The organism is Bifidobacterium tibiigranuli (assembly GCF_009371885.1).
GTDB classification, from domain to species: Bacteria; Actinomycetota; Actinomycetes; order Actinomycetales; family Bifidobacteriaceae; genus Bifidobacterium; species Bifidobacterium tibiigranuli.
Window position 1 is genome coordinate 154,243 of sequence record NZ_QLZA01000005.1, and the last position, 22,527, is coordinate 176,769.

At 60.2% G+C, this 22,527-nt stretch carries 18 protein-coding genes, 1 pseudogene and 1 riboswitch; of the genes and pseudogenes, 10 read left to right on the forward strand and 9 right to left on the reverse strand.

What is annotated here, in order from left to right; translation table 11 throughout:
* The first annotated feature begins 20 nt into the window (after positions 1 to 20).
* Both recO and DDF78_RS05745 read left to right on the forward strand, forming a co-directional pair.
* The gene (gene recO / locus DDF78_RS05740) at positions 21 to 743 is read left to right on the forward strand and encodes a DNA repair protein RecO (RefSeq protein ID WP_152580719.1); all 723 of its coding nucleotides are present in this window, start codon (positions 21 to 23) and stop codon (positions 741 to 743) included.
* A gap of 2 nt (positions 744 to 745) precedes the next feature.
* Complete coding sequence (locus DDF78_RS05745) at positions 746 to 1,537, forward strand: isoprenyl transferase (RefSeq protein ID WP_152580718.1); 792 nt, start codon at positions 746 to 748, stop codon at positions 1,535 to 1,537.
* Between the two features lie 101 nt (positions 1,538 to 1,638).
* Here DDF78_RS05745 and DDF78_RS05750 read toward each other — a convergent pair whose 3' ends face one another.
* The 8 genes and pseudogenes from DDF78_RS05750 to thiM all read right to left on the reverse strand — a co-directional run bounded on the left by DDF78_RS05750 (position 1,639) and on the right by thiM (position 12,759).
* Positions 1,639 to 3,186 (reverse strand): glycoside hydrolase family 32 protein, encoded by a 1,548-nt coding sequence (locus DDF78_RS05750; protein ID WP_152580717.1) that lies wholly within the window; start codon positions 3,184 to 3,186, stop codon positions 1,639 to 1,641.
* 145 nt (positions 3,187 to 3,331) lie between these two features.
* Positions 3,332 to 4,288 (reverse strand): carbohydrate ABC transporter permease, encoded by a 957-nt coding sequence (locus DDF78_RS05755; protein ID WP_152580716.1) that lies wholly within the window; start codon positions 4,286 to 4,288, stop codon positions 3,332 to 3,334.
* Between the two features lie 42 nt (positions 4,289 to 4,330).
* The gene (locus DDF78_RS05760; protein WP_152580715.1) at positions 4,331 to 5,269 is read right to left on the reverse strand and encodes a carbohydrate ABC transporter permease; all 939 of its coding nucleotides are present in this window, start codon (positions 5,267 to 5,269) and stop codon (positions 4,331 to 4,333) included.
* A gap of 14 nt (positions 5,270 to 5,283) precedes the next feature.
* Positions 5,284 to 6,714 carry a sugar ABC transporter substrate-binding protein gene (locus DDF78_RS05765; protein WP_237564563.1) on the reverse strand — a complete coding sequence of 477 codons (1,431 nt, stop codon included), beginning with the start codon at positions 6,712 to 6,714 and terminating at the stop codon, positions 5,284 to 5,286.
* Between the two features lie 304 nt (positions 6,715 to 7,018).
* Positions 7,019 to 8,071, reverse strand: coding sequence for a LacI family DNA-binding transcriptional regulator (locus DDF78_RS05770; RefSeq protein ID WP_152580714.1), 1,053 nt, complete (start codon positions 8,069 to 8,071; stop codon positions 7,019 to 7,021).
* 170 nt (positions 8,072 to 8,241) lie between these two features.
* A complete protein-coding gene (locus tag DDF78_RS05775; protein ID WP_152580713.1) occupies positions 8,242 to 8,607 on the reverse strand; it encodes a thiamine-binding protein in 366 nt (121 codons plus the stop codon).
* 317 nt (positions 8,608 to 8,924) lie between these two features.
* Positions 8,925 to 11,457, reverse strand: a pseudogene (thiC, locus tag DDF78_RS05780) (phosphomethylpyrimidine synthase ThiC); the annotation flags it as partial.
* 225 nt (positions 11,458 to 11,682) lie between these two features.
* Positions 11,683 to 12,759: a hydroxyethylthiazole kinase gene (thiM, locus tag DDF78_RS05785; protein ID WP_152580711.1), complete on the reverse strand. Its 1,077-nt coding sequence runs from the start codon at positions 12,757 to 12,759 to the stop codon at positions 11,683 to 11,685.
* A riboswitch (TPP riboswitch) is annotated at positions 12,751 to 12,853 on the reverse strand. Its footprint overlaps the gene before it by 9 nt.
* 163 nt (positions 12,854 to 13,016) lie before the next feature.
* On the opposite strand from thiM, the gene DDF78_RS05790 reads away from it, so the two are divergent.
* The 8 genes from DDF78_RS05790 (at position 13,017) to DDF78_RS05825 (ending at position 21,503) form a co-directional block, all read left to right on the forward strand.
* A complete protein-coding gene (locus tag DDF78_RS05790) occupies positions 13,017 to 14,531 on the forward strand; it encodes a glycine--tRNA ligase (RefSeq protein WP_152580710.1) in 1,515 nt (504 codons plus the stop codon).
* A 102-nt stretch (positions 14,532 to 14,633) separates the two neighbouring features.
* Positions 14,634 to 15,797, forward strand: coding sequence for a tRNA dihydrouridine synthase DusB (gene dusB / locus DDF78_RS05795; RefSeq protein ID WP_152580838.1), 1,164 nt, complete (start codon positions 14,634 to 14,636; stop codon positions 15,795 to 15,797).
* A 143-nt stretch (positions 15,798 to 15,940) separates the two neighbouring features.
* On the forward strand, positions 15,941 to 17,179 hold the full coding sequence (gene ftsZ / locus DDF78_RS05800) for a cell division protein FtsZ (RefSeq protein ID WP_152580837.1): 1,239 nt from the start codon (positions 15,941 to 15,943) through the stop codon (positions 17,177 to 17,179).
* Positions 17,180 to 17,231: 52 nt separating this feature from the next.
* Positions 17,232 to 17,702, forward strand: a complete 471-nt coding sequence (locus tag DDF78_RS05805) for a cell division protein SepF (RefSeq protein ID WP_152580709.1) — start codon at positions 17,232 to 17,234, stop codon at positions 17,700 to 17,702.
* 213 nt (positions 17,703 to 17,915) lie between these two features.
* Positions 17,916 to 18,194, forward strand: a complete 279-nt coding sequence (locus DDF78_RS05810; protein WP_152580708.1) for a YggT family protein — start codon at positions 17,916 to 17,918, stop codon at positions 18,192 to 18,194.
* 117 nt (positions 18,195 to 18,311) lie between these two features.
* A complete protein-coding gene (locus DDF78_RS05815; protein ID WP_152580707.1) occupies positions 18,312 to 19,829 on the forward strand; it encodes a DivIVA domain-containing protein in 1,518 nt (505 codons plus the stop codon).
* A 25-nt stretch (positions 19,830 to 19,854) separates the two neighbouring features.
* Positions 19,855 to 20,508 (forward strand): signal peptidase II, encoded by a 654-nt coding sequence (locus DDF78_RS05820; RefSeq protein ID WP_415481583.1) that lies wholly within the window; start codon positions 19,855 to 19,857, stop codon positions 20,506 to 20,508.
* Positions 20,505 to 21,503 (forward strand): RluA family pseudouridine synthase, encoded by a 999-nt coding sequence (locus tag DDF78_RS05825; RefSeq protein WP_152580705.1) that lies wholly within the window; start codon positions 20,505 to 20,507, stop codon positions 21,501 to 21,503. Before DDF78_RS05820 ends, DDF78_RS05825 begins: the two co-directional genes overlap by 4 nt.
* Before the next feature lie 57 nt (positions 21,504 to 21,560).
* Here the strand turns inward: DDF78_RS05825 and DDF78_RS05830 are convergent, their stop codons facing one another.
* A complete protein-coding gene (locus tag DDF78_RS05830; RefSeq protein WP_152580704.1) occupies positions 21,561 to 22,055 on the reverse strand; it encodes a hypothetical protein in 495 nt (164 codons plus the stop codon).
* Positions 22,056 to 22,527: the final 472 nt, after the last annotated feature.

Consider the following 22,527-nt stretch of genomic DNA (forward strand, 5'->3'; position numbering starts at 1 on the left):
CATGATCGAGAGGAGCGCGCATGGCCTTATACCGCGATGAGGGCGTGGTGCTGCGCGCCGTCAAACTTGGTGAGGCCGACCGCATTATCACCGTGCTCACCAAGGAGCATGGCAAGATCCGCGCGGTAGCCAAAGGCGTGCGCCGCGTCAAATCGCGCTTCGGCGGGCGGCTTGAGCCTTTCATGCGCGTCGATCTGCTCATCGCCGAAGGCCGTTCGCTCGATGTCATCTCCCAAGCGGCGTCAATCGGCGCGTACGCCGCCGAGATATGCCTCGATTTCGAGGCCTACTCCGCAGCCAATGTCATCGTGGAGACAGTGGACAAGCTCGTATCCACCGAGCACGAGCCCTCGCGCGGGCAGTACATGCTGCTTATCGGGGCGCTGAATGCGCTCGCCAGGCACGCGCATGATGCGCTGACGATAGGGGAGTCCTATGTCATGCGCGCTCTGGCCGAGGCTGGCTGGACGCCGCGCATGGAGTCCTGCGTGGTATGCGGGCGGCACGACGAGCTGGGCTTTTTCTCGGTGCGTTCCGGTGGCATGATGTGCGCCGCGGATCGCACGCCGGATGCGGTACGGCTCGATTCCGGCGCTCGCGAGCAGCTCTCAGCGCTTGTTGACGGCGCTTGGTCGGCTCTTGACGGCGAAGGCCTGCGGCCCGAAGTGAGCCGAATTGTTGAAGATTGGGGAGAATACTACTTGGAACGGCCTATTCGTTCGTTGCGCTTGTTACATTCGTAGCTATGACTTTCGAACATGTCGACTACACGTCGCTGGACGTTCCCGCGGCCCCCTTCTCCGACCCTTCCATCGTTCCGGACTATCCCAAGGGTAAGGTGCCTCGGCATGTCGGCATCATCATGGACGGCAACGGGCGCTGGGCGCAGCAGCGCGGACTGGTGCGCACCAACGGGCATCAGGCGGCGGAGCCGGTGGTGTTCGACACCATCGCTGGCGCCATCGAGGCAGGCGTACGCTACCTGAGCTTGTACACCTTCTCCACGGAGAACTGGAAGCGCAGCCCCCAGGAAGTGCGCTTCCTCATGGGGTTCTCGCGCGACATCATCCATCGGCGGGTGGCGCAGATGGACGAGTGGGGCGTGCGCGTGCGCTGGTCCGGTCGGCGTCCGCGGCTGTGGAAATCGGTAATCGACGAGCTTGAAGTTGCGATGGAGCGCACCAAGAACAACAAGACCATCGACGTGGTCTTCTGCATCAATTATGGCGGGCGCTCGGAGATTGCCGACGCCTGCGCGGCCATCGCCCAGGAGGTGCGCGATGGGGAGATCAGCGGCGACAGGGTCACCGAAAAAATGATCGCCCAGCACCTCTACAATCCCGACATCCCGGACTGCGATCTGGTGATTCGCACCTCGGGGGAGCAGCGCACCTCGAATTTCCTGCCATGGGAGGCCGCCTACGCCGAACTCGATTTCGCGCCCGAACTATTCCCCGACTACGGTCGCGAGGTTCTGTGGCGCTCCATCGACCACTACGTGCACCGCGACCGGCGCTTCGGCGGTGTGAAGAAGTAGGCGGGGTCGGCTCAGGCTTGGGTTTGGCCTAGACTGCGTCCGTTTTGTGGCGTCAGCCTTGAGAAATGTGCTCCACTAGTCGGGAACCTCATCTGGGCATCCTATTCCAGACCAATGCTCCTGAGCTGATGAATCTTGAGCGCATCGGTGTGGGCTACCCCTGATTCCGAGGTGAGCTTGATCGCGCGCGGCCCTTCCGATGGATAGCTGTAGGAGCTGAGTACCTGTCGACCGCCGTTGACATAGACCTCGATGGAACCGCGATCGATGAACAGCCGCAAGTCGATTACGCCCTTCGACAGTTCTTCATCCGACAACGGCGCGGCACGATATCCACGATCGCCGCATGCAGCGGCCTGACGATCGATGACGACGCGGCCAAGTTGATCGTCATATGCTACGTATGTGTATGAGTCGTCGTTGGTGGCATGGATTTTCAGTCCCATGCGCTCGGCGGTGGAGCGAGCCAGATTGAGCGTCAGCTCGACTTCCACAGCTTCGGCATCGTCGACGATGATATGTTCCTCGTTGGCTTGCAGCTCAATAGCGCCAAGATCTGCACTACCGGCGCGTAGCGCACTGACCTCTTTAACCGGTGAAGTATGCAGATCGCCGTCGGCTCCGAGCGTTATTTCGCGCGGCAGGGTCAGCTGACCGCACCAGCCGTCCTCCTGCATCGGCGCGGACCCGGCGAAAGGGCTCATCCAGCCGTACATGATCTGGCGGCCATCCGGGGCCGTGAAGGACTGCGGAGCGTAGAAGTTATGCCCCCAATCCCACAAGCGGAATTCGCTCTCCGGCCGGAATACCTCGCCCGGCGTCCACGAGCCGATCATGTAGCCTGCATTGCTGGCATTGCGGTTCATGAAACCATGAGGTTTCGAGCCCATGGCGGAGAATCCGATAACCCATTTCTCTTCGCCGTCGGGGCCTGTGACGGGGAAGAAATCAGGGCATTCAAGCATGAACACGTCGGGGTCCGGATGCTCGAACAGCACCCGCTCGAAGCTCCACTCGATCATGTCCTGCGAGGTGTAGAGCCACATCTGGCCACGCTTGTGCGCCGAGGACACGCCGAAGGTCATGTACCAGATGCCGCCGGTCTTCCATACCTTCGGATCTCGGAAGTCTGAATCGACTTCCGCTCGCGGACAGTCGATGACCATGCCATGCTTGGTGAGGCGAATGGCGTCGTCGTCCTGCGCGGTGGCGAGCAGCTGCACTTCCAGCGAGCGTTTGGGGTCAATGGCGTCGGCGAGGTTGCGGTGGCCGGTGTAGTAGAAGCGCAGCGTGCCGTCGTCGCCGATGGCGGCCGACCCCGAGTACACGCCGTCCTTCTCCTCTTCAAGACTGGGAGCCATGGCGATCGGCTCGCGTCGCCAAGTGACCATATCGGCGCTGGAGACATGACCCCAGTGACATTGGCCCCACTGGGTGTCGAAGGGATGCAGCTGGTAGAACACATGCCAGCGGCCCCGGTAGTAGCATAGCCCGTTCGGATCGTTGATCCACCCGCCGTCCGACGCGATATGGAATTTCGGATACCAGCGGTCATTGCGCGACGCTGCAAACTGCGCGACGCCGGCCTCGGCTTTGGCCAGTTCGGCGTCATGGTCGAGAATCGGAGTGATTGTGGGGACGAGACCCATGTTCGGATCCTTTCAGTTGAAGGGCTATGTGTAAGTGGAGAAGCGGTAGTTGAAGATACAGGCAGCGCCCGAGGTGGCGGCTGCATCAGCTGCGTCTGCTCTCATTGCAGTTGCAGACGCAGCTGATGCCTCAATCAGCGGTTGGTCAGCCTTTGACTCCCGAAGAGGCGATGGAGCTGACGAACTGTCGCTGGAAGATTACGAACACGATGATGATCGGTACGGTGATCAGCGACGAATACGCCATGATCTGCCCCCAGGAAGTGGTCATCTGCTGGAAGTACTGCACGCCGATCATCACCGGCCGTAGGCTCTCGGACTGCACGACCATCAGCGGCCACACGTACTGGTTCCACATCGGCAGGAAGCTCAGAATCACGACCGTTGCGGTGGCGGGTCCGGACAGCGGCATCACGATTCGCGAATAGATATGGAACCAGCCTGCGCCATCCACACGCGCCGCTTCGTCAAGCTCCTTCGGGATGGTCTCGAAATACTGGATATAGAGGTAAATCGAGAAGGCATTGGCGATGAAAGGCACGATCTGCACAGGCATGGTGTCGATCCATCCGCGTGTGAAATACAAGCCGAATTGGTCCACCATCGGGCGCGGCAGTTGGTTCACCCACCAGAGCAGGGGAATGGCGTAGGTTTCGAACGGCACCATGAGCGTGGCGAGTATGAAGGTAAAGATGACCTTCTTGCCTTTGACGTTCAGACGTTGAATTGCGAAGGCGGCCATGGAGTTGACTAACACGCCGAGAACGACCGTGACCAGCGTGATGATTACCGAATTCATGAGAAAGCGTGCCGCGGGCACGCGGGTGAAGACCTGGGCGTAGTTCTCCAGTGAGATGTTGCCGACTGGCAGGAAGGCCTTCCAGCTGCTGAGGTCGGCCATGATCTCATCATCAGGCTTGAACGAGCTCACGACCATGAAGAGTAGTGGGAAGGCAAATACGCAGGCGAATACAATACGTATAATCCAGCCGCCAACGGAAAGCCGGTTGTGCTTATGACCCTTTGCCTTGGGGGATTTGCCTGCAGTGGTCTTCGCCGGAGCGGGGGTAGGAACAGAAAGTACTGTCGTTAAATTTGTCATGATGACGTTCCTTACTTTTAATGCTGTTTAATCATCCAGCGGCTAACGCTCTTGGGTCAGGCGACGCTGTACGCCGGTAATCAGCATGATGATGAGGAAGAACACGAGGGTGATTGCCGAGGCATAGCCCATTTCCTGCTGCTGGAAACCGGAGCGCACGGCTTCGAAAACCACGGTTGTGGTGCTGTCGCGCGGTCCGCCCTGAGTCATCACGTTGATCTGAGTGAATAGGCTGAGAGCCGCAATAGTTATGGTGACGAGTATCATGTTGCGTGTCGAACGCAGGCATGGCCACGTCACGTTCTTGAATTGCTGCCACGCATCGCAGCCGTCGAGCTCCGCCGCTTCGTACAATTCGCCGGGGATGGTCTGCAACCCGGAAAGCCAGATGAGCATATGCTGACCTACCGCTTGCCATATCGACATAACGATAATCGCTCCCATTGCGGTATGGGGATCGTTGAGCCAATCTACGGCCTGCCAGTGGCCGAAGGTTATTTTGTCGAGCACTTGGTTGAGCATGCCGTCATTCTGGTAGATGAACATCCAGAGCAGAGAGACAACGACCATCGAGGTGACAACCGGTAGAAAGTAGATCGTGCGGAAGAACACAGAACTGCGCACCTGCTTGTTGATGAGAACGGCGAGGAACAGGCCGAGTCCGGCTTGCACAGGCACGACGACGATGGCGAATATGGCGACATTGCGAAGCGCATACCAGAATGTCGGATCTGAGAACAGGCGGATGAAGTTGCTGAATCCAATCAGTCGTGTGGGGTTTGGACTGATAGTTCGGGCGTTGGTGAAGGCCAGCCCGAAGGCGATTAGCACCGGTATTCCGATAAACAGGAGTAGGAGAGCGCAGGCGGGAAGAAGCATTCCCCAGCCCACCAAATTCTCGTGATGTCGTTCGCTGTCGGTTTTGTGCTCGATTGCGGCTGATTTTATCGTTGGAGAATCAAGTCTGCTTGCAGTATTCATGGTGGTTTCCTCTCTCAGTTTTTGGTATATCCATCGGCACCTTGGATATTGCCGTCGATATGGTTGACTGCCTTGTCAAGCCCTGAATCGACGTCAGCACCGTTCATGATGTCTCCGATGGTCTTGCGGAATTCGGTGGATATGAAGTTATAAGCGGGAGTTTCGGGGCGCATCTTGGCATATCGTTGCGAGATTTGCGTGAACACCTGCATGTCACCGCCCTTGGCGAATTGCGGCACAAGCTGCTGGGCGCCGGAGGTGACTGGTATATTCATGCCTGCCTTCGACATCGCTGCAATGTACTTGTCCTGCAAAGAGAAGCGCAGATAATCCTGTGCAGCCTCTTTGTTGGTGCACGTCGAGGTGACGCCTACCGTCCATGAGCCGCCTCCTGCGACGGATCCATGGCCGAAATCGGTCAGGGGCATGGCAACGATATCGCCGTAATCCTTGGCATATTGTTGGAATGTCGACATGGACCAAATACCGCCATAGAGCAGAGCGGACTTGTTGTTCACGAAGTCCAGCGCGGTATCCGATCCGCCCTTGGAACTGATGTAGCCTTTGGCGACGAGATTCTGCATCCAGTGGGCAAAGTCCTTTGCCGCTGTACCGTTGAGCTTGCCATCTGAAGTCTGATAATTCGCCCGGTTAATCAGATCGCCTCCGAATGATTGCAGAATCGGTCCATAGGCATAGGCATACCATTCGCTTTTATTGTCAGCGGTGCCGATTTCGAAGGGGTATGACCATTGTCCACTTTCTTTTAGCTTGGCAAGGGCTTCATCCATTTCCGATTTGCTCCACGGGTGGTCAACGGAGGCTATGCGAATGCCATTCTTCTCAAGCACAGATTTGCGCGCGAACAGGGCGGTGGTGGCGTCGAAGTATCCGACGGTGTAGATCTTGTCGTTCCACGTGCCCTTAGCTGATTTCATAAGCTCATTAGCTCGTTTGAGCAAGGCCTCGTCGCTGATTGGGGCGAGGATGTTCGCCCATGCCCAGTAGGGGGTGTTCGGCTGATCGACATCGACGAGGCAGGGTAGATTACCGGCCGATGATGCTGAAATGATTGAGTCATTGTAGGAACTTTGCGGAAATGACTGCAGCTTGACTGTTGCCTTTCGATTTGGTGATTTGTTGTAGGCATTGATCATCTGGTAGTCCGCAGCGAGTTCGGCCTCCGACCCAGCGGAATGGGTCCAGAGCGTTATCTCTTTAGCGTTAGCTTTGGCTGCCTCTCGCTGAGCTTCGCCGCACCCTGAAAACCCCAGTATGCTGGCCGCTGCAAGAAGTGCCGCGCAAATTCTCATAATCCCCTGTTGCGTGTGTCGAACCATGACAGTCCTTTCTTGATCAGGCGCGAGTGTCGACCACTGTGCCGGACGCCTAACGCCATTGTTTTTCGTGAATGGCCGTCGTTGTGTTGCGTGAAGCAAAGCCATCGCTGACTGGTCGATCAGCTGAGCTGCTGTACTGAGATGAACGACCTGACAGCACCCAGTATATATCGTCAATCGATTTTCGTCAATCGATTGACGAAAGTATCGCGTTGATGGTTCTCTGCGGTTTTCGAAACGTACTCTCGGGCGTTTCAGAGCTTTCGGATCGGGCATATGTATGGGGAGTGCATATGGTGCCTGTCGCGATACTTGCCTGCTGTCTGACGCATGCTAAGTCCCGCTGTATGTCTCGTTTCCTTGCGTCGCGGTGCTCTGCGTTGCTGAGTTGCTGTAATTCGTGTGCAAGCTATCGTCGTCGCACTGACTCCTTTTCGATGAGCCTGCAGTGGATTTGCGCCGGAGCGGAGTCAAGGGGGGGCATGGGAGCGGTATCCCTGTCTATCGACGGGAGCGTTGCTTTGGAAGGGTTCTGCTCTTCGATGAGGGAAACCAGCTTTGACACGGACCAGAATCCTATCTCGTAATGCGGCAGCTCAACGCTGGTCAGTCGGGGCGACAAGGTCTCGGCGAATACTCGGTGGTTGTCTACGCCGATTACGGATATGTCCTCGCCGATATGTAGGCCGTGGCGGGCGGCGCACAAGTAGACCTGCATGGCACGGGCGTCGTTGAAGCAGAAGAAGCCGTCCGGATGTTCCGACTCGATCATCCGGTTGATTGCGGACAATGCTGCCTCGTTCCCAGATACGCTGATTTGCATGTGTGCGCCGAGGTTGAGTCCGGCGTCCATCAGCGCCTGACGATGCCCGGCGAGGCGCAAGCCTTGCGCGAGCATGGGATCCGAGCTTCCGATGTAGGCGATGTGTGTGCAGCCTGCGGTGATCAGGCGGCGTGTCGCATCGTATCCGATTTGGAATTCGTCGGGCGTGATACTCGGGGAGCGATGCTCCACGTCCTGCGCATCCGCTAGGACGAAGGGCAGGGATGCGAGGCTTGATGGCACGGATGTGAGACAGTTGAACATCTTGGCATACACGAATCCATCCACGTCGTATCGCTGCAGCGCTGCGATTTCGTCATCTGCATTGGCGATGCCGTCCGTGTTGACGGTCAGCATGACGTATCCCAGCCTGCTGGCCGCGTCCTGCGCACCGAGAATCATGCCTCCCGCATACGGTGTGGTGGCAATCTCTTCGCTGATGAATCCTAGGATTCGCGTTTTGCTGGTACGCAGCGAACGGGCCAGCGGGTTGGGCTGATACCCAAGCTCCTGTGCCGTGGCTCGAACTTTGGCCGCGATTTCAGTTTTCACCCGCCCAGCGTCGCGATTGTTCAGCACCAACGAGACTGTGGAGACAGACACCCCGGTTTGCTGAGCGATTTCCTTCATCGTGGTCATAAGTCAAACGATATACCGACCCGGCATATTTCAGGTGTTGCGGAGTTCTGCAGAGTGGACGATGGCGGATTGCACCGCGAGATTGACATGTGACGGCGTTGAGAAAATGGAACGAAAAGACCACTGACGGCTCTCATCGGCCCTTTCGTTCCATTCCGGCTGTCTGGTGGTTAGTCCTGTTCGAGAATCTTGTCGACCAGTTCGGCTTTTGCGTGCAGTTGGTTGGTGAAGCCGGGGCGGATGTCGAGCTTGAGGGTGACGCCGGTGCGGTAGCCTTGCGAGGCGAGCTTGTAGGTGGCGTCGCGCACGACTTGCAGCACTTCGTCAAGGTCGCCCTCGATGTTGGTGAACATCGCGTTGGTCTCGTTCGGCAGCCCTGATTCGCGGATGACTCCGACGGCCTGGGCGACGTACTCGCTCAGCTCCGCGCCGGTGCCGCTCGGCGCGATGGCGACGGCCGCAAGCGTGTTGATGTACGGCTTGCCGGTTTCGGGGTCCACGGGGACTTCCTGACGGTCACTGTTGCGATCAATCATGATTCTCTTTCCTGTAATACGTGTTCGTGTAATAGGCGGTACATATAAAATGGTAGCGCTGCGATGCTGCTGCTTGAACGCCGGAAAACCGCGACGATGATGCGCATATATCGCATATATATTGTGCGCACTGGCGTCTGTGGATTCTCGGCGTTCAGGTGAATTCGTTCCTTATTATGATTATGCCATCGCAGCGACCGCCTACTCCTTGCCGCTGGCGGCACCAGCGGCGGCTCCGCTGGCTGCCTCGGTCACGGCGTGCGAACCGGCGATGATCTGCTCGGCCTGTGAGACGACGCGCCGCTGCTGCGACGCGCTGCCGAACTGCTTGCGGATGTTCTGCGAGATGGCCATCGAGCAGAACTTCGGCCCGCACATCGAGCAGAAATGCGCCATTTTCGCTGGCTCGGCGGGCAGCGTCTCGTCGTGGAAGGCGATGGCGGTGTCCGGGTCGTACGACAGGTTGAACTGGTCGAGCCAGCGGAATTCGAAGCGCGCCTTGGAAATAGCCAAGTCGCGGTCCTGCGCGTGGGGGTGATGCTTGGCGATGTCGGCTGCGTGGCAGGCGATCTTGTAGGCGATGACGCCCTGCTTGACGTCGTCCTTGTCGGGCAGGCCCAGATGCTCCTTCGGCGTGACGTAGCACAGCATCGCCGTGCCGTAGCGCGCGATCTCCACCGCGCCGATGGCCGAGGTGATGTGGTCGTAGCCGGGCACCGTGTCGGTGGTCAGCGGTCCGAGCGTGTAGAACGGCGCGTTCTTGCAAATGGCCTTCTCCATCTCGATGTTCATGCGCACCGTATCGAAGGGGATGTGGCCCGGCCCCTCGACCATCACCTGCACGTCGTGATCCCAGGCGCGCTGCGTGAGCTCGCCCAGGGTCATGAGCTCGGAAAGCTGCGCGGCGTCGTTGGCATCGGCCAGGCAGCCGGGTCGTAGTCCGTCGCCCAGCGAGAAGGCGACATCGTAGCGGGCGAAGATCTCGCACAGCTCGTCGAAATGCGTGTACAGGAAACTTTCCTGATGATGCTGCAGGCACCATTGAGCCATGATCGAGCCACCGCGCGAGACGATGCCCGTCACACGATCCGCCGTCAGCGGCACGTAGCGCAGCAGCACGCCGGCATGAATCGTCATATAGTCCACGCCCTGCTCGCACTGCTCGATAACCGTGTCGCGAAACAGCTCCCACGAGAGCTTCGTGGCGTCATCGTCCACTTTCTCAAGCGCCTGATACATGGGGACCGTGCCGATCGGCACCGGCGAGTTGCGCAGGATCCATTCGCGCGTGGTGTGGATGTCGTTGCCGGTCGACAGATCCATCACCGTGTCCGCGCCCCACTTCGTGGCCCAGGTCAGCTTCTCGACCTCGTCGTCGATCGAGGAGGTCACGGCGGAATTGCCCATGTTGGCGTTGAGCTTGACGAGGAACTGCTCGCCGATGATCATCGGCTCGCTTTCAGGATGGTTGATGTTGCAGGGCATCACCGCACGGCCCGCAGCCAGCTCGCTGCGCACCAGTTCGACATCGCAGCGCTCGCGTTCGGCGACATAGCGCATCTCCGGCGTCACGATGCCGTGCCGCGCGTACCACATCTGCGTCACCGGATGGTTGCTGCCCCGCATGGGCTCGTGGTGGCGGCCGCGCCATTCCTTGGTGGCCTTGCCGCGTTTGATTGCGGTCTTGCCGTCATCGGCGAGGTTGCGGCTTCGCCCTGTGTACGTCACCGTGTCGTTGCGGTCATGAATCCAATCCAGGCGCAGCGGGTCGAGACCGACCTTCGGGTCGCATGCGGGTCCTTCGGTGTTGTAGTCGCGGAAGGGTTCGTTCGGCCCCTGGCCAGGCGTGTCCTCCAATACGATTTCGGTGTATGGCACCTGCAAGTCATAAGCGCCGTGCTGGTTTTCGAAATGCACGTCCCTGATCTTTCGGATATGCACCTTGTCGCGCTGCTTCGAGCCACGCGCGGCGATATCGACAGCCTGCTGCTTGGCAAGCCGGGCCGCATCCTTGGCCTCCTTCGCGTTGAGGAAGCCGTGTGCTTCCTTGCGCTGCTCCTGCACTTTGGGCGCGGCGGCCTGCGATGAGTCGTCGGCTGGCCGCGGGGCATAGCCGTGCTTGGCTTCTCCGCGCACGCCGCGCCATGCGTCGAGCATCGTGCGGGTGGCGGCCTGTGGGTCGTCGGCGCCCGCGATGGCAGAGACGACGAACCAGCCGGCCGCCTTGGTGCTGGCGAGCGGGGCGATGTCCTGAAGTCTCACGCCGCCGCCTACGACCACTGGGTAGTCGCTGGCCTCGCAGATCGTGTTGATCAGGTCCAGGGTGAGCAGGTGCTTGCTGCCGTCGTCTTCGACCACGATTGCCTCGGGCTTGGTCGTGGAGCGGTGCAGCGGGCCGGCGCCAATATAGTCAATGCATCCGGCGGGCAGCTCGTTGATGAGGCTGACGAGGCTTTCGGTTTCGGCGGACAGGCCGATGATGGCGTCCGGGCCCAGCAGCGTGCGCACCTGGCGCGGCTCCATATCGGTCTGCCCGATATGCACGCCGTCGACTTTGACGCCTTTGCTGCGGCACTGCCAGACCACGTCGGCGCGATCGTCAATCACGAAGGCGACGGTATCAGCGCGGTCGTTGTCTTCGATGATCTGCGCGATGTCCTGCGCCATTGTCGTCAATTCCTTCGCGTCGGCGTTCTTGGCGCGCAGTTGGATGAAGGTCGCGCCGCCGCGCAGCGCCTCCTCGACCACGTCGGCTATCGGGCGACCTTTGGTGTCTTCGGGGCCGACGACGAAGTAGGCGGAAAGATCGAAGTTGTCACGCATCGATGCGTAAGGGTATGGGGCACTCATGGTGTTTCTCCTTGGTGGCGGAGTTTCCGCCGGGTTGGTTTGCATGAAGAGATGGATTGGGCTGGTTTGGGGAAAAGAGATGAATCGGGTTGCGATTGTGTACATTTCCGAGAATGTGCGATGCAGTATGGGTTCTGTTCCTGCATTGGGAGCAGGGCGAGCTGCCGCACCACCTGTATATCTGTGTGATGGGTCCGCAGTTGCGCGAGGCTGCTTCACGCGGGTTTAGCGGTCTGCAGAGGGCTCAGTAGATTCAGCGGGCACGGCGACAATCGGCGATGCTGCCACTTCGTCGGCGCTGACGGCATACAAGGCGTCGAGGAAGGCGCTTTGGAAGGTGCCCGGACCGTCGCTGGTCCGTTCGGCGCGTTCGGAGGCCCGATTGTAGAGCAGGCTGGCTGCCAACGCGGCGGTCAGCGGGTCGCTGACGGCCAGATAGCAGGCGAGCACGCCGCCGAGCGAGCAGCCCGCACCGGTGATTCTGGTCATCATGGCGCTGCCGCCGGGCAGCCGGTAGGCATGCGTGCCGTCGGTCACCAGGTCGACAGCTCCTGACACGGCCACGGCCGCCTTGCCGTCAGGCGCTGCGGCGGCGAGGAATCGTGCCAGCGCCATGGCCGCGTCAAGTGCGTCGTCCACGTCGTCGACGGATTCCACCCCGGCAGGGCGCGTGGCTGCGGACGTATCGTCGGCATCATCGTGCAGTTTCCAGATGTTGCACAGCGCCAGAATCTCCGAGGCATTGGCGCGCACGACGGTGGGTGGCGCGGTTGTGAAGGATTCGAGAATCGCGGTGCGCGTAGAGCCTGCGCCCGCGCCGACCGGGTCGAGCACCCAATGATGCGACTGCTCGCGCCAGAACTGCGAAATCTTCGCCAACTCCTCGCGGTAGAAAGGCTGCAGCGTACCGACGTTGACATAGCTCGCGCCGGCGATTGCGGTCATATCCACGACCTCGTCGTAGATCAGGCTCATCGCCGCGCTGCCGCCAACGGCCAGTTGGGCGTTGGCCACGAGGTTCATCGTGACGAAATTCGTAAACGACGGCGCCAAGGGCCTTGTCGTCTTGACCGCCTCGACCGCCTGTCTGATGCGTGTGCGCAGCTCGTTATGCGGCGGGACATCCGAAAGAATTTGCGAAGCATTGTCGTGGTCGGCAGTGTAACCGTCGTCGTAATCGTTTCGGACAGTATCGTCTCGGTCGATGCCGTTTTGGTCATCAAATGCGTTGCTGTGATTGCGATATGCGTCGTCGGCAATGACGGCACCGCCTGGACTGGATGGGTTGGCTGAATCGCTCATGAATGCGCTCCCTACGTCGGTCTTAGCCAAACAGGTTCGAAGGGTCAGGCACATGCCTATCTCAGCCCCGTACGGGGCACCCCTGCACTTACGAGACACACGCTAGAAGCAAATGCGGACAAGCGCGGGACACGCTCGGGTCGCGCGGCGTGAGTCTCACGCGGCGAGCCTGAGACGGCCGTTGCTCGTGTCATTGTCAGGCATTACACTCTATTCGGTTATCAACGTTGCAAAATGTCTCAAAAGTAAGGTGTGCTGTGGCTATCTCTAAGCTCGATGAAGTCGTATCGCTCGCGAAGCGTCGCGGGTTCGTATTCCCCGCCGGCGAGATCTACGGCGGGACCCGTTCCGCGTGGGATTACGGCCCGCTCGGCGTGGCGCTCAAGGACAATATCAAGCGCGAATGGTGGCGTGCGATGGTCACTACGCGCGGCGATATCGTTGGCGTGGATACTTCTGTTATCCTGCCGACGCAGGTGTGGGTTGCCTCCGGCCACGTCAAGGTATTTAACGACCCGCTGGTCGAATCGACGATCACCCACAAGCGCTACCGCGCCGACCATCTTGAGGAGGCTTTCGAGCGCAAGCACGGCCGCATGCCCGAAAGCTGGGATGAAGTGCCTGACCCCGAAACCGGGGAGCGCGGGCACTGGACCGAGCCGCGCGACTTCAACATGATGCTGCACACCTCGCTCGGCCCCGTCGAAGACGAGAATTCGCTGCATTACCTGCGCCCGGAGACCGCGCAGGGCATTTTCGTGGACTTCAAGAACGTCATGACCTCTTCGCGCTCCAAGCCGCCATTCGGCATCGCGAATATGGGCAAGTCCTTCCGCAACGAGATTACGCCGGGCAATTTCATCTTCCGCACGCGCGAATTCGAGCAGATGGAGATGGAGTTCTTCGTCGTGCCCGGCACGGACGAGGACTGGCACCAGTACTGGATTGACACCCGCACCCGCTGGTACACGGACCTCGGGATCGACCCGGCGAATCTGCGCCATTACGAGCATCCCAAGGAAAAGCTCTCGCACTATTCCAAGCGCACGGTCGACATCGAATACAAGTTCGGCTTCCAAGGCTCCGACTGGGGCGAGCTGGAAGGCATCGCGAACCGCACCGACTTCGATCTCTCCGCGCACGCCAAGCATTCGGGCGAGGACCTGAGCTACTTCAACCCGACCAGCGGCGAACGCTATGTGCCGTTCGTCATCGAGCCCGCAGCCGGCCTGACCCGCTCGCTTATGGCCTTTCTTGTTGATGCCTTCGACATCGACGAGGCACCGAATACCAAGGGCGGCGTCGACAAGCGCACCGTGCTGCGGCTCGACCCGCGTCTGGCACCGGTCAAGGCTGCGGTGCTGCCATTGAGCAAGAAGCCTGCGTTGCAAGGCATCGCGCATGATCTTGCCGCCGAACTGCGCCAGCACGACTGGATGATCGACTACGACGAGGCCGGTGCCATTGGCCGCCGCTATCGCCGCGAGGACGAGATCGGCACGCCGCTGTGCGTCACCGTCGATTTCGATACGATTGACGACCATGCCGTGACGATTCGCGAACGCGACACCATGCAGCAGGAGCGCGTCAGCCTTGATAAGGTCGCCGACTACGTGGCCGAGCGCGTGGCCGAGCGCCGCGTGCGCTACCCGGAGGGGCCGGTCAGCATCGTCGGCACCACTGCGGCTGACGGCGGCACGGACGTGACCAAGGAGAGCGGCGAGGACCTGAGCGCTCCGGTGAAGGTCGCCGAGGCCGGCGGCAAGTACTGATCGCCGATTGCGGCTCCGGTGCGACACTACCATCAGAACATAGTGATGTTGGGATGAACTGTGACAGAAACTGCTATTGCTGCTAGGGTCGATGCTTCGGCGATGGTCGCTGCTGCGCCGGCCATCGAACCGGTGGACTTGGGGCCTATCCATATCCCCACCCCGGTTGTGCTTTCGCCGATGGCCGGCGTCACCAACTGGCCCTTCCGCGTGATCTGCGAGGAATACGGCCCCGATGGGCTGTATGTGGCCGAGATGATCACCGCACGGGCGTTGGTGGCTCGCAATCCTAAGGCGCTGCGGCTGTGCCGCTTCGCGCCGAGCGAGAAGATACGCTCGTTGCAGCTGTACGGCGTGAACCCGGCCATCGTGGCACAGGCCGCGCAGATGGTGGTCGACGGCGGCATGGCTGACCACGTCGATTTGAACTTCGGCTGCCCGGTGCCCAAAGTCACGCGGCGCGGGGGCGGCTCAGCGCTGCCTTGGAAGATGGATATCTTCCGCGACCTGGTTTCGCGCGTTGTCGCAGTCTGCTCGCAGGCAAATATCCCGGTCACGGCGAAGATTCGCGTGGGCATCGACCATGAGCATGAAACCTATCTTGAGGCCGGCCGTATCGCTCAGGAAGAGGGCTGCGCTGCGGTGACGCTGCATGCGCGCACGACGGCCGAGTACTACGGCGGGCATTCCGACTGGCACCGCATCACCGAATTGGCGCAGACCTTAAGCATTCCGGTATTCGGCAACGGCGACATCTGGGGAGCGGAGGACGCGCTGGACATGGTGCGTCAGACCGGATGCGCCGGCGTCGCCATCGGGCGCGGCTGCCAGGGTCGGCCGTGGCTGTTCGCCGACATCAAGCACGCCTTCCAAGGCAATTCGGAGCGTATCAACCCGAATCTGGGGGAAGTCGGGCGCGTCATCATGCGCCACGCCCGGCTGCTTGTGGAGTTCTTCGACGGCGATGAGCATATGGCCGTGCACGATCTGCGCAAGCATATCGCCTGGTACCTCAAAGGCTTCCCGGTCGGCGGCTCGACCCGCAAGGCCTTCATGGAATGCGAAAGTCTGGCGGATGTCGAGCGCGAAATCGCCCGACTCGATCCCGCGCTGACGCTGCCCGAACGGGTGATCGATGCACCGCGCGGGCGCGTTCGCTATGCGAAGAAAGTTCATCTGCCCTATGGATGGCTGGACTCGCGCAGCACGACGCATGACGAGCGCGAGGCCCTGTTCGGAGACGACCCGATGGACGCGGGTTACTGAGCATCCGATTTCGTTTGCGAAGTGACGGCATGTCGTTCTCGTAGGCGAAAGTGGAAAAAAGATGGATACACGCGCGAAAAAATGCCGATACGGCCCGATTCTGCGCTAGAGTAAGGCATAACCGTGAATGACAGGAGACTATGGTGAGCGAGATTGCCCAGACTGACAATTTCAACGACAAGACCAATATTAAGGTAGTCGGTGTCGGTGGAGCCGGCGGCAATGCCGTCAATCGCATGATTGCCGAAGGTCTGCAGAACGTTGAATTCGTAGCGGTCAATACCGATGCAAAGGATCTGCTGCGATCCGATGCGGATGTGAAGATCTCGCTTAATGACGCTTCCAGCCGAGGCCTCGGCGCCGGAGCCGACCCCGAGAAGGGCGCGAAGGCGGCGCAGGATCATCAGTCGGATATAGAGGAGTCGCTCAAGGGCGCCGACATGGTGTTCGTAACCTGCGGCGAGGGCGGCGGCACCGGCACCGGAGCCAGCCCCATCGTTGCGCGCGCGGCGCATCAGCAAGGGGCGCTCACCATCGCCGTGGTGACTCGGCCGTTTTCCTTCGAAGGCCCGCAGCGCGCCGCTTCGGCAAAGATGGGCATCGAGAATCTGCGCAACGAGGTCGATGCGCTTATCGTCATCCCCAACGACCGGCTGCTTGAGCTTTCCGACCGCACCATCGGCATCGTGGACGCATTCAAAACCGCTGATACGGCCCTGTTGGCCGGTGTGCAGGGCATCACCGACCTGATCACGATGAACTCCTACATCCACGTCGATTTCCAGGACATCTCCTCGATTCTGCGCGGGTCGGGCACAGCGCTCTTCGGCATCGGCTCGGCGCGCGGCGAGGACCGCGCCGCCCAGGCCGCCGAAATCGCCATCAGCTCGCCGCTGCTTGAGGAAAGCGTCGAGGGCGCGCACGGCGCGCTCATCAACATCGCCGGCCCGACCGACCTCAAGCTGCAGGAGGCTTCCGCAGCTACCGAGCTGGTGCGCAAGGCGATTCACCCCGAGGCGCAGATCATCTGGGGCCTGGCGCTGGACGACGCCTATGGCGACGAGGTGCGCGTCACCGTCATCGCAGCGGGCTTCGACGCGAATTCAAAGAAAACCGAGACGTCGGCTGCTGTGCCGCTTGGCGGTCAGTCCGCCGCCCAGGCCGCGCAGCCTGCGTCATCTGCCCAGCCGAGGGAAAGTGCCCAGGTGCCGCCGCTCGTGCAGAGCCGTACGCCCGATTTCACGCCAGGCAATGGCGACGCCGCCTCCCAGTCTTTTGACGACACCACTTCCAATGGACCGGTTCCCGACGACACGACGAGTGATGATGGGTTCTCCGCGAACGATCCGGGCGATCTCGACATCCCCGACTTCCTGCGGTGATGGTCGCAATGGTACTGATGATGATGTGCAAGGCTGAGCGAAAGGAATGTGCATGGCGGGCTTAATGAAAAGCGCGATGTCGTATCTTGGCATGAGTGATGTGGTCGATGAAGAGGATGACTTCGCCGTGCCAGGCGACGACGATGCTTCATCCTTCGACTCGGATCACACGGTCGCGCCGGCGAGCCAGTCAGCGGCATCTGCGGCTCTGCCGCAGCGCGAGGCAAGCCCGTTCCCCAGCAGGGTCAGCCGCATCACGACGATTCACCCCAAAACCTATGAGGACGCGCAGCTTGTTGGCAGGGCCATACGCGATGGCGTGCCCGTAGTGCTCAATCTGACCGGGGTTCCTGAGGCCGTGGCGTATCGCATTGTGGACTTCTCTGCGGGCGTTGTTTTCGGCGTGCGCGGATCGATCGAGCGCGTCACCCCGCGCGTGTTCCTCTTAAGTCCGGCGCAGGTCAATATCAAGGTCGAGGAGCCGAAGCAGGCTAATTCGGCGCGGGATCTGTTCTCGGAATAATCTCTGGGAGTAATTGTTTCTGGGAATAATTGTCTCTGGGAGTAATTGCAGTTTTGTCAATGCATGTGCCTCGGCTATAAGCGCCGAGGCACATGCATAGCCGGGATGGGACGCACTGTGCTCATGCGGCGGCACTGAGCTGCATTCGCATGGCATTATTCGCATGGCATTCCGCGCCGCGCTGATTATGAGCCTGTTGGTAGGGTTGGGCACATGCTGACTTTATTGCTGAGCCTCATTGATTGGCTGATTGGCGCGTACATCACCGTGCTGTTCATTCGCATGATTCTTGACTGGGTGTCGATTCTCGCCCCGCGGTGGCGTCCGCGCGGCGTCATTGCCTCGCTGGTGTACGCCATCTACTGGCTCACCGACCCGCCGCTGCGTTGGCTGCGGCAGTACATTCCCCCAGTGAGAATAGGGGCGTTCTCCCTCGATGTGAGTTTCATCGTGCTCTATTTTGCGCTGATTGTGCTGCAGATGATCATCTGAACGGCTCAAATAGCGCCATGACGGGGCCTAAAACTACGTAAAGGCACGAAGTCCGTGATAGCATCGGTGTGATAGCAACACATCGAGGCTTCACGCCCAAAGCGAGGTGTAGGATTTATGGCTCTGTTGACGCCCAAGGACATACGGGAGCATACCTTCCAGACGGTCCGATTCAAGGAAGGCTACGATGTCGACGAAGTTGACGACTTTCTCGATCAAGTAACCGAAACCGTCGAGGCACTGGGGAAGCAGGCCGTACAGGCCGGCGGCCAGTCCACACAGGCGCTGGGGCCTGATGTGGCGAACCTCAACGCGAAGATTTCCGAGTTGACCGCGCAGGTGCAGTCGCTGCAAGGCGATAACGAGAACCTTCGAGCTGCAGCGTCGCAGCAAGGGCCTCAATCCGCGCAGGTCGATGCTTCGAAGCTGAGCGAGGCTGAGGAAAGCAACCGCGCTCTGGTCTCGCAGAACGAGCAGCTCAAGGGGCAGGTGGACCGCCTCACCGCTCAGGTCGATCAGCTCACTGCCCAGGCGGCAAAGGCCTCTGGCAATGAACAGCTGGGAGAGCAGCTGGCAGCGATACAGCATGAACGCGATGAGATCCGGGCGAACAATGATTCGCTCAGCCATGAAGTCGCGACCTATCAGGAGCAGCTCGCCGCCTGCAAGCAGGATCTCGCCGCCACGCAGAACAAGGTTTCCGCGTATGAGCAGCAGATTCCCCAGCTGCAGCAGCAGGCTTCTCAGCTGCAGGACATCTCCCGTCAGCTCGAAGAGTCCAAGCAGCGCGAAGAGCAGCTGCGCACCCAGGTCTCGAAGATCGAGCCGAATACTGAAACCGGAAGCCTGCAGAAGATCGCCGGAGCCGCTTCAGGCGCTACGAGCGAACCCGAGCGGGCCACCGCTATGCTGACGCTCGCCATGCAGCTGCATGACCAGTACGTGGACAAGGGCAAGGCTCAGGCTCGTGAAATCACCGAAGCCAGCCAGGCCAAGTACGAGGAGCTCGTCTCCCAGGCCAACAGCTATTCCAGCAGGACTCGCGACGAGGCGGATGAGTACGGACGACAGACTCGCGCAGACGCTGAGGCTTACTCCGATCAGACTCATGCGCAGGCTGATGACTACTCGAACAAGACTCGTGCCCAGGCCGATGAATATTCGAATCAGACTCGCGCCCAGGCCGACGAGTACTCCGACAAGACGCATGCCGATGCGGACGCATATGCGCAGGAGACGCATCGCGTCGCCGACGAATATTCGGACAAGACCCGTGCGGACGCGGACAACTATTCGGCGCAGACGCATCAGGCCGCCGATGAGTATGCCGACAAGGCCCGTGCCGATGCTGAGGGCTATGTCAAGGACAAGCACGTTGAGGCGGACAACTACGAGGCCGAAGTGCAGCGCCGTTCCGCGGAATACGATTCGAAGACCCGTGCTGCCGCCGAGGACTATGCAAAGCAGGTGCGTGGGAACCTCGAAGCCCAGTCGAAGGTCATCGAAGGCAATATCCAGGGACTCAAGCAGTTCGAAACCGAATACCGCACCCGGCTCACCGACTTCCTCGGCCAGCTGGTTTCGCAGGTCTCGGATACGGACAACTACGGTCATCTGGATCAGTCCAAGGACTGACCGGTAGTTTTGCAAGATGACTGATATGCATCACGGACGGCTGCGCATTCGCGTAGCCGTCTTTGCATGTGTCGCACTCGTGGCACTTGCTCTTGACCAAGGCACCAAGGCCTGGGCGCAAAGCAATCTTGGCGATGGACGCAGCATCGAGGTGATTCCCCATGTGCTGTCGCTGACGTTGATTCATAATCCCGGTGCCTCCCTAGGGCTTGGCTCCTCGCGGACCTGGCTGATTTCGTTGCTCGCTGCGGCCGCCTGCATCATGCTGGTGGTGCTGGCGATCAGAACCGATTCCATGCGCTGGACCGTCGCATTCGCGCTGGCCTTCGCCGGCGCGGCGGGCAATCTCTATGACCGCATCGCCTATGCTGACGGATTCCTGAACGGCAAAGTCGTGGACTTCCTCAATTACGGATGGTCCATAGGCAATGTCGCCGACATTGTGCTGATGGTGGCTGGCGTGTTTATAGTCGTGCTCATTCTGCGCGGCGTGCCGTTTGGCAAGCATGCGCTGAACGGGCGGGTTCCCGTCGGCGCAGACCCTGCTGCTGCCCAAGGCATTCAGGGGTCTGGGAAAGTGCAGGACCTCCGGGAGTCTCAGAGTTCTCAGGTGTCTCAGGGGAGCGAGCACAGTCAGCAGGTCGACGCGGAGCATGATGGGGGAGCCCTCGAAGCATGAGTTCGTTGGTTCCTGCTCCCGATGGACTCGTCGGCGGGCGTTTCGATGTTGCCGCGGCGAAAATGCTGGGAGTTTCGCGTGCGAAGGCCGCAGAGCTTATCGAGGCTCAGCAGGTGCGCCTTCTCGGGCGCACGGTGCATAAGTCCAGTGCGCTGCTGGCCGGTGATGTCGTCGAATTCGACATTGCCGAGGAACAGCATGAGACTGAGCCAATCGCCGACGATATGGCCATCGCTTACGAGGATGAGGATGTCGTCGTTGTGGACAAGCCGGTCGGCGTGGCTGCGCATGCTTCGGTGGGCTGGGCTGGGCCTACCGTGCTCGGCAGTCTTATCGGGCGTGGTGTGCATATCACCTCCTATGGTGCGCCGGGGCGGCAGGGCATCGTGAGTCGGCTGGATGTGGGGACGAGCGGGCTGATGCTCGTGTGCAAGTCTGAACTGGCCTATAAGGAGATGCGTCGGCAGTTCGCGCAGCATGAAGTGGTGAAGATCTATCATGCGCTGGTCCAAGGCAACCTCACCGAGGACCGGGCCACCGTCGACGCCCCCATAGGGCGGGCGAAAGTCAGCGATTTCCGCTTCACCATCACGCCTGCGGGCAAGCCGGCTATAACCCACTGGGATGTGCTCGAGCGCTTCGGCAAAGCCACTCTCGCCTCGGTAAATCTGGAAACAGGGCGAACCCATCAGATTCGCGTGCATTTCTCCTCGATCGGGCATCCGCTGGTAGGGGACGCGATGTACGGGGCCAATCCGGTCCTCGGAAGCAAGCTGGGACTGGACCGCCAGTGGCTGCATGCGATGCGGCTCGAATTCCGCCATCCGCGCACGCATGTCTGGACGACGGTCGACTCCCATTACCCGCCCGACCTGCAGCATGCGCTTGATGTTCTGGGTGCCGAGCGTGCCGATCATGACAGTGCTGATCGTGACCATGCAGATCGTAATCGCGCAGATTCGGACACAGCGGAGTCTCACGCGCAAACCGTGTGACAGGCCTGTGCGCTCGATGCAATGGATGCGTGGGCATAACGCGTGCGATATGTACGCCTACCAGGGTCCGAGCATGATAATTCCAAAGGCAACCAGCGGCAGCAACGCCAGCACTATAGCGATGGCCGTCATATTCCGATCGTGCCCTGCCTGCGCTATGGCTTCCGTTTGGTCTCGGATGGAGGGCCGCTGTTTCCTTGCTATTACAACAAAGATCAGCGCTGTGACTGCGCAGGTTATGCACGCAGGAATAGCCAGAGCAAAGCCCAGCAGTACGATCACATCGGCCGGATCATAGCTTCCCCGATGCAAATAGGCGAGTCCGCCCCATACCGCGAAGGCAAGCAGCGATGCCGCTGCGCCCAGCGCCAAGGAGACGATGGCAGTCGGCGAGTAGCGCGAGGGGCGCTTTGGTTTTGGCTGCCCGTAGGGGTGGTTCAAGCCATCCACGTGCGATTGCTTATACACAGTGTTTCCTGCTTGCCTGTTGTTGCCAGCAGGTGTTGTCTGCGCAGGATCAGGGCGGATTCGCTGGGTGTCGTCGGGTCTCATAGCCACTCCTTCATACGGGTTCGTCATGCACGTTGTCTCAGGTCTGCCTAAGAACCGTCGCTGCTGTGCTGCAAATCCTGTGCTGCAACAGACCTGATACCAGTGTCACAGAGCAGCAGCGTCATGCGCCACCCCAATCGACCAATGTGGTCGAACGCTTCGAGTTATCCACATTTCGGCGTGTCGAGCCGTTAAACAGGCAGCCCTGTGGGCTGCCTGTAGGCGAGACTGAGCGGCCACTAAGGCCGCGAGGCTGAACCGTTAAGCAAATAGTCCAGTGCTGAGCCGTTAAGCGCATAGTCCAGTGGACTATGCGTAGGCGAAGTGAGGTTCCGCCAAGGAACCGAAGGACGGGGCCGAAGGCTCCGTCAGGCCGCTGAAGGCCGAGCTACGGTCAGAGTGCTAAACGACCAGTCCTACGGACTTGGCCTATGAAGTCGCCGTCGGCCCGTTAAACAAATAGCGCAGTGCC